At 37.1% G+C, this 14,524-nt stretch carries 15 protein-coding genes; 3 read left to right on the plus strand and 12 right to left on the minus strand.

Annotated elements, in window-relative coordinates; all coding sequences use genetic code 11:
- Positions 1-371: 371 nt before the first annotated feature.
- The 7 genes from leuD to ilvB all read right to left on the minus strand — a co-directional run bounded on the left by leuD (position 372) and on the right by ilvB (position 8,427).
- Complete coding sequence (gene leuD / locus GHD00_RS03070) at positions 372-956, minus strand: 3-isopropylmalate dehydratase small subunit (RefSeq protein ID WP_163536639.1); 585 nt, start codon at positions 954-956, stop codon at positions 372-374.
- 26 nt (positions 957-982) lie between these two features.
- A complete protein-coding gene (gene leuC, locus GHD00_RS03075) occupies positions 983-2,401 on the minus strand; it encodes a 3-isopropylmalate dehydratase large subunit (RefSeq protein WP_163536640.1) in 1,419 nt (472 codons plus the stop codon).
- A 77-nt stretch (positions 2,402-2,478) separates the two neighbouring features.
- Complete coding sequence (gene leuB / locus GHD00_RS03080) at positions 2,479-3,549, minus strand: 3-isopropylmalate dehydrogenase (protein ID WP_163536641.1); 1,071 nt, start codon at positions 3,547-3,549, stop codon at positions 2,479-2,481.
- 32 nt (positions 3,550-3,581) lie between these two features.
- On the minus strand, positions 3,582-5,105 hold the full coding sequence (locus GHD00_RS03085) for a 2-isopropylmalate synthase (protein ID WP_163536642.1): 1,524 nt from the start codon (positions 5,103-5,105) through the stop codon (positions 3,582-3,584).
- Positions 5,092-6,123, minus strand: coding sequence for a ketol-acid reductoisomerase (ilvC, locus tag GHD00_RS03090; RefSeq protein ID WP_163536643.1), 1,032 nt, complete (start codon positions 6,121-6,123; stop codon positions 5,092-5,094). Before ilvC ends, GHD00_RS03085 begins: the two co-directional genes overlap by 14 nt.
- A gap of 52 nt (positions 6,124-6,175) precedes the next feature.
- A complete protein-coding gene (gene ilvN / locus GHD00_RS03095; RefSeq protein WP_163536644.1) occupies positions 6,176-6,697 on the minus strand; it encodes an acetolactate synthase small subunit in 522 nt (173 codons plus the stop codon).
- Positions 6,694-8,427, minus strand: coding sequence for a biosynthetic-type acetolactate synthase large subunit (gene ilvB / locus GHD00_RS03100; protein WP_163536645.1), 1,734 nt, complete (start codon positions 8,425-8,427; stop codon positions 6,694-6,696). The genes ilvN and ilvB overlap by 4 nt, the downstream gene beginning before the upstream one ends.
- Before the next feature lie 798 nt (positions 8,428-9,225).
- Between ilvB and GHD00_RS03105 the strand changes: the two genes are divergently transcribed.
- Positions 9,226-9,696 (plus strand): DUF6884 domain-containing protein, encoded by a 471-nt coding sequence (locus GHD00_RS03105; protein ID WP_163536646.1) that lies wholly within the window; start codon positions 9,226-9,228, stop codon positions 9,694-9,696.
- Between the two features lie 17 nt (positions 9,697-9,713).
- Entirely contained in the window at positions 9,714-10,694 is a 981-nt protein-coding gene (locus tag GHD00_RS03110; protein ID WP_163536918.1) for a zinc-binding dehydrogenase, read from the plus strand.
- A gap of 136 nt (positions 10,695-10,830) precedes the next feature.
- Here the strand turns inward: GHD00_RS03110 and spoVAE are convergent, their stop codons facing one another.
- The 4 genes from spoVAE to GHD00_RS03130 are packed head-to-tail and all read right to left on the minus strand — an operon-like array spanning position 10,831 to position 13,147.
- Positions 10,831-11,181: a stage V sporulation protein AE gene (gene spoVAE, locus GHD00_RS03115; protein WP_163536647.1), complete on the minus strand. Its 351-nt coding sequence runs from the start codon at positions 11,179-11,181 to the stop codon at positions 10,831-10,833.
- A 35-nt stretch (positions 11,182-11,216) separates the two neighbouring features.
- Complete coding sequence (gene spoVAD / locus GHD00_RS03120; RefSeq protein ID WP_163536648.1) at positions 11,217-12,221, minus strand: stage V sporulation protein AD; 1,005 nt, start codon at positions 12,219-12,221, stop codon at positions 11,217-11,219.
- The gene (gene spoVAC, locus GHD00_RS03125; protein WP_163536649.1) at positions 12,221-12,676 is read right to left on the minus strand and encodes a stage V sporulation protein AC; all 456 of its coding nucleotides are present in this window, start codon (positions 12,674-12,676) and stop codon (positions 12,221-12,223) included. Before spoVAC ends, spoVAD begins: the two co-directional genes overlap by 1 nt.
- A 15-nt stretch (positions 12,677-12,691) precedes the next feature.
- The gene (locus GHD00_RS03130; protein ID WP_163536650.1) at positions 12,692-13,147 is read right to left on the minus strand and encodes a YhcN/YlaJ family sporulation lipoprotein; all 456 of its coding nucleotides are present in this window, start codon (positions 13,145-13,147) and stop codon (positions 12,692-12,694) included.
- 241 nt (positions 13,148-13,388) lie between these two features.
- Here GHD00_RS03130 and GHD00_RS03135 point away from each other — a divergent pair, with 241 nt between their 5' ends.
- On the plus strand, positions 13,389-13,835 hold the full coding sequence (locus GHD00_RS03135) for a hypothetical protein (RefSeq protein ID WP_163536651.1): 447 nt from the start codon (positions 13,389-13,391) through the stop codon (positions 13,833-13,835).
- A 2-nt stretch (positions 13,836-13,837) separates the two neighbouring features.
- On the opposite strand, the gene GHD00_RS03140 is transcribed toward GHD00_RS03135, so the two are convergent.
- Complete coding sequence (locus GHD00_RS03140; RefSeq protein ID WP_163536652.1) at positions 13,838-14,515, minus strand: hypothetical protein; 678 nt, start codon at positions 14,513-14,515, stop codon at positions 13,838-13,840.
- Between the last annotated feature and the right edge of the window lie 9 nt (positions 14,516-14,524).

The following is a 14,524-nucleotide window of genomic DNA, read 5'->3' on the forward strand; positions in this document are numbered from 1 at the left end:
CCTGCGGGATCTTCAGCTCGCGCTGTTCCCCCAGGAGTCTACGTATATTTCTTCCGCTTGTTGGTAGTAAGAATATGTTTTTTTCCCACTTAGAACGAGCACTGATCCAAGCTGCGGAAAAATACGAGACTCCTGTGGGTAAGGAACAGTCTGAAGACCCCGCAGGAAGCGAGTAGTTTTCCGCAGCGACGATTAAGCACTCATCTTTAAAGGAGTGGGAGGTAAATATTTATTAGTTAATGCGCAGTTTATGGATATTGTGTTGCTATAAGGTTTATGTGAATAAAAATAATCAAAAAGAAAAAGCTGTCTTCAAGATCAGTTGCTGAGATTGCAAACTGGACTCTTGAGACAGCCTCATTCCAATATTATTATTTACGTGCTTCTTCAAACTGAGATATTTTGTCAGCATGTGTTAGTGTGACAGCAATTTCGTCCCAGCCATTTAATAGCATTTCACGTTTATAATCGTCTATTTCAAAAGATGTTTCAAATCCTTGGTTATCATATACCTTTTTCTCTTCAAGATCTACGGTTAAATAATAGCTTTCTGTTTCTGCATTTTGAATAAGAGTCTGTACTTCTTCTTCCGTTAGTTGAACTGGTAAAATACCGTTTTTAGTACAGTTGTTATAAAAGATATCAGCATAACTTGGAGCAATAACAACACGGAATCCGTAATCTTGGATGGCCCAAGGAGCATGTTCACGAGAAGAGCCACAACCAAAGTTTTCACCAGCTACAAGGATCGATGTGCCTTTGTATTTTGGTTGATTTAAAGAAAAGTCTTCGCGTAATTCTCCTTTAGAATCAAATCGCCAGTTGTAAAATACAAATTGACCAAAGCCTTGGCGAGAAATACGTTTTAAAAATTGTTTTGGAATAATTTGATCTGTATCAATATTGGCACGATTTAGTGGATATACTAAACCTTGATGTTTTCTAATTGGTTCCATCGCTATGTTACCCCCTTTAATCTAAATTAGCTTGGTGTTGGAACACCTAAATGACGAACATCAACAAAGTGACCTTTAATAGCAGCAGCAGCAGCCATTTCTGGACTTACTAAATGTGTACGAGCCCCAGTCCCTTGACGGCCTTCGAAGTTACGATTTGAAGTAGAAGCACAACGTTCGCCTTCAGGCACGACATCATCATTCATAGCTAAGCACATACTACAACCAGCCTCACGCCATTCAAAGCCAGCGTCCTTAAATATCTGATCAATGCCTTCTTCCTCAGCCTGTGCTTTTACACTGAATGAACCAGGTACAACAATGGCTTTAACATTAGGATTTACTTTATTGCCTTTTACTATAGAAGCAGCTTTTCTTAAGTCAGATAAACGAGAGTTGGTACAAGATCCGATAAAGACATGTTCTATATTTACAGATGAGATTGGTTCGCCGCCATCTAGTCCCATATATTCTAAAGCACGACCTATTTCATCATGTTCAATAGCATTTTCACTTTCCTCAGGAATAGGGACATTGGCACTAACAGGGATACACATACCAGGATTTGTTCCCCATGTTACTTGCGGTTCGATTTCGTCTGCATTAATTTCTACTACTTCATCATATACAGCACCTTCGTCTGTTGCTAGTGCTTTCCATTCTTCCGCAGCTTTATCAAATGCTTCACCTTGTGGTACATGGCGTTTTCCTCTTAAAAACTCAATCGTTGTATCATCAGGGCTAATTAAACCAGCTCGAGCTCCTGCTTCAATAGACATGTTACAAACTGTCATACGTCCTTCCATGGATAGGTCACGAACAGCTTCACCAGTATATTCGATGACATACCCGGTGCCAAATTTCACCCCGAATTTACCAATTATCGCTAAAATTAAGTCTTTTGCTGTAACGCCTGTTCCTAATTTTCCGTTTACCTTCACATTTAATGTTTTTGGTTTTGCTTGCCAAATGGTTTGTGTAGCCAAAACATGTTCTACTTCACTTGTTCCAATACCAAATGCTAAAGCTCCGAATGCACCATGTGTAGAAGTATGACTATCACCACAAACAATTGTTTTACCAGGTTGTGTTAACCCTAATTCTGGTCCAATAACATGGACAATCCCTTGGTCAGGATGATGGATATCAGCTAAAGGCACACCAAATTCATCACAATTTGTTTTTAATGTTTCCATTTGTGTTTTCGACACTTCATCTTTAATTACATTTCGATGAATGGTTGGAACATTATGATCCATTGTTGCGTAAGTTAATTCAGGACGACGAACTTTACGATTGTTCATTCTCAACCCTTCAAAAGCTTGAGGAGATGTAACCTCATGGATTAAATGCAAATCAATATATAGTAAGTCTGGCTTATTAGCTTCTTCATGAACAACATGCTTTTCCCAGATTTTCTCAATAATCGTCTTTGGTTTTCTCATTTTTTCACTCCTTACTTTAGAAAAACATCGGCGTATCACTATATCTATAATAGGTTACGCCGAGTCCTCTAGTCTCTTTATGATTCAATGGCCTTTACAATAAGTTCTGTCATTTCCTTTGTGTTAACTAAAGTACCATTTTCATTTTGTAAATCTGCTGTATGATATCCTTGGTTTAACACGTCTTCTACCGCTTTGTCGATTGCCGATGCCTCTTCATTTTTATCAAAAGAATATCGCAGCATCATCGCAGCAGAAAGAATCATTGCAATTGGATTGGCAATGCCTTTTCCAGCAATATCAGGTGCAGAACCATGTGCTGGTTCATATAAGCCAATGCCATTTTCTGCTAAACTAGCAGAAGGCAACATGCCTAATGAGCCTGTTAGAACAGATGCTTCATCACTTAGTATATCACCAAACATGTTTTCTGTCACAATCACATCAAATTGAGTTGGGTTTGTGATTAATTTCATTGCCGCAGCATCCACTAAAACGTGTTCGACTGTGACGTCAGGATATTCATTTTTCTTTTCCTCAACAATCTCTCGCCATAGTTTACTAGACTCTAATACATTAGCCTTGTCAACAGAAGTTAAATGCTTATGACGTAGTTGAGCACTTTGAAAAGCTTTGTCAACAATACGTTCCATTTCTTTTTTGGTGTATGCTAATGTATCTACAACGGCATTTCCGTTATCTCGACGTTCACTCGGCTGCCCAAAATATAACCCGCCTGTTAACTCACGAACGATGAGAAGGTCACTGCCGTTTATAATGTCTTCTTTTAATGGAGAAGCTGCTAAAAGCTTTTTGAATCCTTTTACAGGTCGTAAATTGGCGTATAAGTCAAGCGCTTTGCGAATACCCAATAACCCTCGTTCAGGTCTTAAATCAGAAGGGTTGTTATCCCATTTTGGACCACCAACAGCGCCTAATAATACAGCATCTGATTTTTTACAGGCATCGATTGTTTCAACGGGGAGGGGAGAGTTATGCTTATCGATCGCAATTCCTCCGATATCATAGGATGAAAACTCGAATTCTAAATCAAATTTTTTACTAATTGCTTCAAGTACATCCTTAGCTGCATAGATTACTTCTGCTCCGATTCCATCACCTGGAAGCAGTACGATTTTATTGCTCACTTCATTGACCTCCTAGACAAAAGATACGAAAGTTAGACTGCTTTTTTTTGATAGATAGCACGGTTAACTCCATTCAAATAAGCTTGCACCGCTGCTTCTAGTACATCTTGAGCAGATCCACGTCCGCTTACTGTTTCACCGTCAACCGTTAAACTGACATGAACCTCAGCCAATGCATCACGTCCTTGACCGATTGAATTTAGTTGAAAATCAGTAAGATGTGTTTCTTCTTTAATGAGTTCATCAAGCGTATTATAAAGCGCCTCAACACTACCTTGGCCCGTTTTTGTGTCTTTTACTTTTTCATCATCTGGTGTTGTTAAAGTCACAGTAGCGCTCGGCTTTTCAGAAGATCCGTATTGTACTTTAAAATCTTCCAGCATATAACGTTTCACATTGGAAGTATCTGTTTGAATATCTGTTAAGATAGCAAATAAATCATCATCTGTTACTTCTTTTTTTCGATCGGTAAGTAATTTAAATGCTTTAAAAGCTTCTTTTAGTTTGTCTTCTGATAATTGGTAACCTAGCTGTTTAATTTTATCTGTAAATGCATGTCGGCCAGAGTGTTTACCCAACACTAAGTTATTAGAATGAACACCAACAAGTTCCGGTGTAATAATCTCATAAGTTTCGGCATTCTTTAAAACCCCATCTTGATGTATGCCAGATTCATGAGCAAAAGCATTTCGACCAACAACTGCTTTGTTACCAGGTATAGTCATTCCAGTGAATTTACTTACCATATCACTAGTACGCTTAATTTCATTTAATACAAGGTTAGTATGATAAGGATAATAATCATTGCGAATTTTTAAAGCTACAGCTAATTCTTCCAGTGAAGCATTACCGGCCCGTTCTCCAATGCCGTTAATGGTTCCTTCTACTTGTGTTGCCCCATTTTCTACTGCTGCCAAAGAATTAGCTAATGCCATACCTAAGTCATCATGGCAGTGACAAGAAAGATCGGCTTTGTCGATGTTTGGAACGTTTTCTTTCATATAGCGAAACATTGCACCATATTCTCGAGGCATAGTATAGCCAACTGTATCTGGTAAATTAATTACAGTTGCTCCTGCATCGATGACTTTTTCCACAATTTTAGCTAAAAAGTCTAAATCAGTTCTTGATGCATCTTCAGCAGACCATTCGACATGATCAAAGAATTGCTTGCCGTATTTAACCATTTCTACTGCTGTTTCAATAACTTCCTCCGGTGTCTTCTGCAATTTGTATTCCATGTGAATAGGGGAGGTTGCAATAAAAACATGCAGTCTAGGATCTTGAGCATTTTTAAGTGCTTTCCAGCAAGCGTCAATATCAGACTTTACGGCACGAGCTAAGCCGGTTACAGAAACGTTCTTCACTGTTTCAGCGATTTTTTTTACGGCGTCAAAATCACCTTGGGAGGAAGCAGGAAATCCTGCTTCCATCACATCTATCCCAAAGCGTTCTAATTGTTTCGCCAATTCCAACTTTTCTAGTTGGTTAAGGTTCACACCAGGAGATTGTTCGCCATCTCTTAGTGTTGTATCAAAAATCTTAATTTGAGTCATTAGAGACCACTTCCTTCTTATTAATCGCCTTTTGCTTAACAAATGGCATTAATTCACGTAGCTCTCTACCTACCTTTTCGATTTGATGTTTGTTTTCCGCATTTTTAATGGCATGATAACGTGGACGGTTTGCTTGGTTTTCTAGAATCCATCCTTGTGCAAATTTACCTGTTTGAATGTCAGTTAATACTTCTTTCATGCGTGCTTTTGTATTTTCGTCAACAATGCGAGGTCCTGACATAAAATCGCCCCATTCAGCTGTATCAGAGATGGAATGACGCATGTTTTCAAGTCCACCTTCATATAATAAATCAACAATTAATTTCAATTCGTGAAGACATTCGAAATAAGCAACTTCTGGCTGATAACCAGCTTCTACTAATGTTTCAAAACCAGCTTTTACTAGTGCAGAAGTTCCACCGCATAGCACTGCTTGCTCACCAAATAGGTCTGTTTCTGTTTCTTCCTGGAAAGTTGTTTCAAGAATTCCAGCACGACCAGCACCAATTCCTTTTGCATAAGCAAGCGCAACATCTACGGCATTACCTGTTGCATCTTGGAAAATACCATAAAGTGCAGGTACACCAGCACCTTCTTCGAATGTTCTGCGTACAAGGTGGCCAGGACCTTTAGGAGCTACTAAGAATACATCTACATCTGCTGGTGGTACGATTTGGTTAAAGTGAATGTTGAAACCATGAGCAAATACTAATGCGTTACCAGCCTCTAAATTTGGTTCAATTGCTTCTTTATAGATAGATGGTTGATACTCATCTGGAAGAAGAATCATGATTACGTCAGCTTCTTTAGATGCATCTGCTACTGTTTTTACTTCTACTCCATCTTCTACCGCTTTATCCCAAGATTTCCCTTGGCGAAGACCTACTACTACGTCAAAACCACTTTCTTTTAAGTTAAGGGCATGGGCATGGCCTTGAGATCCATATCCAATTATAGCGATTTTTTTAGATTGTAATACCTCTTCATTAATATTGTGGTTATAAAGTACTTTTGTCATAAATAACTACATCCTCTCTCAAATTTTTTCTAATATATTTTAAATAATATTATTAGTTAAGTAAGGAATGGAAACTACTATCATAACTTGAAGGTTGTTGCCCCCGAACGAAAGCAGTTAAACCAGTTCTTGCTAATTCTTTTATTCCATATGGCTTTAGTAATTCAATAAGTGCTTCAATTTTATCTGGCTTACCTGTAACTTGAATAGATAAGCTATCTTTACTTACATCTACAATAGAGGCACGGAAGGGTTCAATAATACCTTGAACCTCTCCGCGTAATTGGCTATTGCTAACAATTTTAATGAGAGCTAACTCTCTAGCAACAATGGCCTTATCTGTAATATCAGAAACTTTAATCACGTCAATTTGTTTATTTAATTGTTTTGTCATTTGTTCTAGTTTTTGAAAATCTTCTACTTCAACAACAAAAGTCATCTTAGATACTTCTTCAGACTCTGTTCTTCCGACAGAAATACTTTCAATGTTAAACTGTCGGCGCTGAAGTAAACTTGTTACGCGATTTAATACACCACTTCGATTCCTAACAGTTGCGGTTATGATTCGTTTCATGGTTTCACCCCAATCATCTCGTTTATACCCTTTCCTGGAGCAATCATTGGAAATACATTTTCTTGCTGAATAACACGTGCATCTACCACTACAGGTCCATCATAATCAAAGATCTCTGGTAATGCGTTTAGAAATTCTTTTTGTGTTTTTACCTGCAACCCTCTAACATTGTAAGACTCTGCTAACTTGACAAAGTCTGGCTGAATATTAAAGATGGATTGCGAGTAACGTTCAGAGTAAAATGCTTCTTGCCATTGTCTAACCATTCCTAATGCTTGATTATTTACAATGATTACTTTCACAGGAAGTCCTTTTTCTTGTAAGATGGACAGTTCTTGTAAAGTCATTTGGAAACCGCCATCTCCAACAACTGCAACGACGGTGTCATCTGGTTTAGCTAGCTGAGCACCAATGGCAGAAGGGAAGCCAAAGCCCATTGTTCCTAAACCACCAGAAGATACCCATCGACCTGGTTTCGTAAACTGATAGTATTGAGCTGCCCACATTTGGTGCTGCCCAACATCTGTCGTAACAATAGCATCTCCGTTAGTTTTCTCATAAATTTGCTTAATTACCCATTGGCCTACCATGTCTGTTTCTGGGTTGTTATACCATAATGGGTAATTTTCGTAATTTTCATGAATCGTTACAAGCCATTCATCATGATCAGGTTGTTCTATCGATTGATCTAAAAGCTTTGTTAAAGCTGCTTTAGCATCCCCAACAATAGGGATTTGTGTTGGTACATTTTTACCAATTTCAGCTGGGTCTATATCAATGTGAGCGATGGTTGCATTAGGAGCAAATGAGTTTAAATTTCCAGTCAAACGGTCATCAAAACGAGCTCCAATGTTAATAAGTAAGTCACATTCATACAGTGCTGTATTTGCCGCATAGGTACCATGCATACCTGCCATTCCTAAGAATAATGGGTGGTTACCAGGAAAAGCGCCCAATCCAAGTAAAGTGGAGGTAACAGGTAGTGAATATTTTTCAGCAAAGGATTTAATTTCTTCTGATGCATTTGCAAAGATAACCCCTGCACCTGTTAAAATAATTGGCTTTTTTGCTTTGCCGATCGCTTCTGATAGCTTTTTAATTTGTAACGGGTTAGGCTTCGTTGTAGGTTGATAACCTGGTAAATCTGTATCGACATTTGCTTTGAAACTCTCTTCTACAACCTGTGCTGAAATATCTTTCGGGATATCAATTAATACAGGTCCAGGTCTACCCGTTGTCGCAATATGAAAAGCTTCTTTCACAATTCGTGGTAAATCTTTTAGATCACGTACTTGATAATTGTGTTTTGTAATTGGAGTTGTAATCCCCATTACATCAACTTCTTGAAAAGCATCGGACCCAATCACACCGCGAGCTACTTGACCAGTCACTACAATTAGTGGAAGGGAATCAATCATTGCATCTGCTATCCCTGTTACAAGATTCGTTGCACCAGGACCTGAAGTTGCGATTACAACACCAGGTTTTCCAGAAACACGAGCATATCCTTCTGCTGCATGGATCGACCCTTGTTCATGTCGAGCAAGGATTTGATCAAAAGATTCCTGTGCCTTGTATAGTGCATCAAAAATTGGTAAAGCAGCACCGCCTGGATAGCCAAATAAAGTTTCTACACCTTCATTAATCAACGATTCGACTAGTAAGTCAGCTCCAGTTTTGGGTTCTTTTTCAGTGATTGCTTCTTGTGCCTGCTTCTTTGTTCGTTCCACTCTAATCCCTCCTAAATTAGAAAATTTTGTCTATCATAACAATACAATAATCGTTGATCATGATGTATCTATAAAAAAGAATGAATTTTACATCTAATATTTTACTTCGTTAATCGAGCACATCATGACTAAATAGACGAAAAGAAAATGAATGATTTAGAATAACCTTAAATATATAGAAAAAAGGCCTATTCTATCTTGTTTTTTGCTAGCATTAAACTGCAATAAACAAGGGAGAAAAGGCCTTTCTTTTCACGGTACCACCCTGATTTACAATATTTTCACAAATATTGCCTCATGAAGCTAGTTATCACATCAGCTTCATTTTGATAACAGGTGTAAGACACCTGGTTAAGCTTACTAGGAAAACGTTCAGCTTAACACTCGGGGATGAGTAATCGGAAAAGGGTGTATTACCAAGCTTCCACCATCCTTGGCTCTCTAAAAATACAGAATCCTAATCCTTTGTTCCCGTCAACATTTTCATATATAACTTTTTTCACTATAGTTTATACTATACGAAAGTTTTTATTCTGTCCATAGGCGACAATGAATTTATTTTATTTATCAGAAATATCTGATTGACGACAATATTACAACCAAATTGCCTTTAGGTCAACCTTTTTTTAATAATTTTCTGACATTAATATGAGGTAAAAAAACGGTAAGCGATTACAATGTTGATAACATCATATCTGAAATATGACAAAATTTTTGTAAATTTTTATGGTAACAAGATGATGGTGCATAATTCCTTTTTTTATATAATAATAGGAAGATGAGAAAGGATGTGAAAAAATGAGTCAAGTGTGCATCATTCCATGTGGAAAGAAAAAGATTTGGGATATGGATCCCAGTGAGGGACCTGTAAAGGCAGAACATGCATATATTGGTATTTTCCATAAACTATGTCAACAATATGCAAAAAGTTTTTTTGAACATTGGCTTATTATTTCAGCGAAACATGGTTTACTTTTACCATCTGACATGGTGCCAAAAAATTATAACCTTAGTTTTCACCACAAAAGTGCGGATATCATTACAGCCAAAAGACTAGTGAGCCAAATCATTTCAAAGGAAATTCCAAGTCATGATATTGTTGTATTAACAGGTAAGAAATACAAACCAATTATTTATCAAGCATTTCCACAAGCAAACAGGATACAATTTCCTTTATTAGGTACAAAAGGAATAGGGGAAATGCAAAAATTGTTAAAGAATAGCATCAATCATCATTATCCATTACATCAAAGGAGTTTAAAAGAATGAAAAAGGAGTTTAAAAGAATGAAAGCTTATGGAGTACAAAACGGTAATTTAAAACAAATGGTATTGAATGAACCTGAAGTTGGAAAGGGTCAAGTGAAAATCAAGATGAAGTCATTTGGTTTAAATCATCGAGATTTACATATTCCGGATCGTTATGGAGTAAAAGAAAATCCACTTATTATAGGGTCCGATGGTGCAGGAATTGTTGAAGATATTTGGGATGGAGAGAGTCGATTCCAAATAGGGGAAGAGGTGGTGATTAACCCTAGTTTAAATTGGTATGAAAATAGTGATGCGCCTCCTGAAAATTTTGAAATTGTAGGCATGCCTAGTCATGGGACTTTTGCAGAGAAGTTTGTGATTTCAGAAGATTTCGTAGAAAAAAAACCGGATCATCTCAATTGGGAAGAAGCAGGTGTTTTTGCTTTAGCCGGACTTACAGGCTTTCGAGCACTTATTACAAAAGGACAAATACAAGAAAAGGAAACTCTGTTTATTCCTGGAGTAGGAAGCGGGGTTCATACACATATTATTTTATTTGCTAAAGCGAAAGGTGCAAGGGTTATAACTACTACGAGAGACTCGGGAAAAATGCAGTTTGCAAAGGAATTAGGAGCAGATGTTGTCCTAAATACTTTTGAAGACTGGGAGGAAGCATTAAGAAATGAAAAAATAGACCTTGTCATTGAAAGTGTTGGAGGTGCTACTTTTAACCGCTCTTTAGATGTGTTGAAAAAGGGAGGAAGAATGGTGACATTTGGCTCCTCTACAAATGACGAGATCACCTTTAATTTACGAAAATTCTTTTATGGGCAGTATAAAATGTTTGGTACAACGATGGGAAGCAGAGAAGAGTTTCGTTATCTGTTATCATTTATGGAACAACATCACATAAAGCCTGTGTTAGATAAGGTCTTTTTATTTAACGAATTAGATCAAGCATTTGAAAGATTAGATAAACAGCATCAGTTTGGGAAAATAGCTATCCGCTATGAATAATTATGTGAAGGAGTACGGGAAGGATTTCAGAAACCAATTTTTTTGATGAACAGCTGTCCAGCAACTGGAAATAAGAGCTCCTTGAAGGGTAGAAGTATTCCAGTTGCGTGTACAGTGAACGGGCTTTGGGGCATTTTTAACCTTTTGGTTTAAAGAATATGGCACCGATCATGCCAAATATAATAGCTGCAGATATACCAGAACTTGTCACCTCGAACATTCCTGTTATTACTCCGATCAGACCATGCTTCTCAGCTTCTTCTAATGCACCATGAACAAGCGAATTCCCGAAGCTCGTAATGGGAACTGTAGCGCCGGCACCAGCAAAGTCGATTAAGGGCTCGTATAAGCCAAAACCATCTAAGACAGCTCCTGATACCACTAGTACACTTAAAGTATGACCTGGCGTGAGCTTGGCAATGTCAAAAAGTAATTGACCAATAACGCATATTAGACCACCGACAATAAAGGACCATAAAAAAACCATTTTATCACTCCCATCCATCTATTATTTTAGTGCATTTATCCATTCTCAATCGACACAGCATGAGCGATACATGGTATGGTTTGATTTTGTTGAACGGTAAGAGGAGATAGTAAGGCACCAGTTGCAACGACTAGAATACGATTGCACTGTTTATTAATTAGTTTGTTTAAAAAATGACCATAAGTAACAATAGAAGAACAAGCTGGTCCGCTAGCACCAGCAAAAATCGGCTGTTCTGGTTTATATATGGTTAAACCACAGTCTACAAATTGCTGTTCAGAGATCCCGATGCCACCTTTGTGAAACATTTCTAAACAAATTTCTCTTCCTATCTTTGCTAAATCACCAGTTATAATATAGTCATAATAACTTTCGTCAATGTTTCGGTCTTGTAAATGTTGAGTGATGGTATCATAAGCGGCAGGAGCCATTGCCCCACCCATGTTAAATGGATCTTTCAACCCTTTGTCTATCACTTTTCCAATGGTTGCGGAAGTAACTTTGGGGCCGCTTCCTTGAGTAGAAACTAAAGCCACACCTGCACCTGTCACTGTCCATTGTGAAGTATCTGGTTTTTGACTGCCATATTCTGTTGGGTATCGGAATTGTCTCTCTACTGCAGCATTATGACTAGCGGCTCCTGTTAAAACGTATTGTACATTTTGCTGGCTTGCGAGAAGACTTGCTAATGCTAAAGCTTCCATGGACGTAGCACATGCACTGAATATTCCTAGATATGGAATGGATAACTGTCTTGCTGCAAAGTTTGAAGGAGTAAGTTGATTAATTAAATCACCATGTAAGAAAAAGTTCACATCATTGGTTTGTATATTGGCTTTCTTTATTGCAATCTGGCTAGCTTTTTCAATTAAATGCTGATGTGCTAGCTCAAATGATTTCTCTTCAATCCATTGATCAGAATAAAATAAATCAAAGTCTTCTGTTATATTTCCTTGAGCTTCAAACGGGCCTCCAACCGTCCCTGTTGAAACAATAGAAGGGGGGGTTTGAAATGTAATTGTTTGGTTTCCGGAAAGCATTAAACACCACTCCAATACGAGAATAACGTTTTTATTAGCGCAATAATAAAAGCAGAGAATACACCAAACAGGATGACAGATCCTGCTAATTTAAACATATTACCTCCAACTCCTTGTACAAACCCCTCTGTTCGATGCTCGATTGCTGCAGATATAACTGCATTACCAAAACCAGTTACTGGAACAGCTGTCCCTGCACCAGCGAATTGACCGATTCGATCATAAACACCAAAACCAGTTAAAAGCATCGTAATGAAAATAAGTGTTGCAACGGTTGGATTGCCCACTGTTTGTTCGGTAAAATCAAAAAAGTACATGTAAATAGTGGAAATTACTTGTCCGATTAGACAAATGAATCCACCTATAACAAACGCTTTGAGGCAATTTTTTAAAATAGGACGTTTCGGTTCTTGTTGTTGTTCCATTTTTTTATAAGAGTTATTTGAATCACTCATCCAACTTACCTCCGATTAAGTTTGTTCTTTCATTAATGTTTTAAATTCTTCTATTTTCTTTTTGAGTTTATTTTTATTGGTTTCATTCTTGCGTTCAAGTTTCGAGAGCTCCATATAAAACTTTTGATCTGATGTGACACTCACGTCTTTTAGGCTTAATTTCTTCTTGAGTTTATCTTCTAATGCTTTTTCAATTTTTTGCTCTGTAAATTGCTTAAAAGTATTGGCTTGGATTGCTACAAAAACTTGATTATCAATAGCAATCCCCTTATAGGAACTAATCGTATCCGTTTCTTGATCTAAAACAGTCTTTGCTTTTTTAGGAAGGGAATAATCATTGCTTGGATTATTTATCGGATCTGCAGTGCTTAGTGGATTCTCTTGGTTATTTTGACTGCCCTCGTTTATTTCATTACACCCAATCATCAGAACAGAAAGTGAAAAGATAAGTAAATATACACGTAGCCGCATGGGCAAACTCCCTTTCCATTTGTTTTTTAGCTATAGTTAAAGTGAAATTTTATGTTATGCAATACATATCTTGCAGAATTTACAAAAAAGTATACATGTTAAATTTTAATCAAAAAATGAAACTTATTGGCATAAAAATTCGTCATATAAACATGGAAGCAAATGCTCAAGGAAAGGTTTAAAATGTTATCGTAATAGGAATATAAAAATTAGAGGATGATAAAGAAAGGAGGAGGTGTGGATGTGGAGAAAAATTCTAATTACGCTTGTTTTGATTTTAGGGGTAACCTGGTTGTTTGGGTTCTTTATTAAAGAATCGATGACGACGTCTTTAGTAGAAACAGTTAAAATAAAAGAACAGTATGAGGATTTTATTGTACACGTTCGTATTGAGGAGACAACCGAAGGCTTTCAAGTGTTACGTTCTTTAGAATACATAGGAGAGGAAGAAGTCGAAATCAAGCATAGGACTCCATTAACACAGGTGACTTTTACCAAAGACAATGGCACGTTTACTGGTAGTCATGTACAAAATACATTAAAACCAGGCTATTCCTATCATCCACAACAACCATTACACATGTCTCCATTAAACAAAGGAAGACATACTGTTTATATACATTCACAATTTATGGTTGATGGGAAAGAGGTAAATATAAAAGGACAAGGTACCATTGTATTTGAGTAAAATCAGCTTTCTCTATCCTTTTCATCTTTGATTAAAGAAAACTCAAGTTGTTGTCGATTGTTATCTGCTATTATTTGCACTTCTGCTTGAATCGTATCGTTATCTATCCAAGACAAGCTTTTCACCCTTTTGTGTTGAGTCAATTTGACAGATGGCTGTAATGGTATCGTTTTCCATTCAGGGAGATAAAAGGAAACCATATAATCTGTATCTAATTGCTCCATAACAAAAATCAAGCTGTTTTTGTCAGGGGCAACGGTTATGTCTTTGATGTAAACAAAATCGTCTAACAAAAAAGAGCGGTTTGGATTTCCTCGATCCAATAATAAGTAGGAACAAGTTTCTGATTGGCAACTGAATGATAAGAGATATAAATGATTCAATGGCAATTTTTTCAGTTCCATTTGTTCTATTACCTGTTTGCGATTGGCATCATCAAAAGTACTCAAATAAGATTTTAATATAGAAATATTTTCAGTATTTAAGGATATCACTTCATCTTCTAGTAAAAACTTTAACTCAAAGTTTTCATTTTCTATGGGCTTTTCCGTTAGTTCCTCTTTCTCTATTAAATCTTCAATGGGCTCTTCTGGCTCCTCTTTTACAACCAAGGGCTCTTCTTCTTGTTTTGAACAAGCAAAGAGTATTAAGAATAAACATATTATAATAGAATTCTTCATTACACTTTC

The organism is Gracilibacillus sp. YIM 98692 (assembly GCF_010993965.1).
In the GTDB taxonomy this organism is placed as follows: Bacteria; Bacillota; Bacilli; order Bacillales; family Amphibacillaceae; genus Gracilibacillus.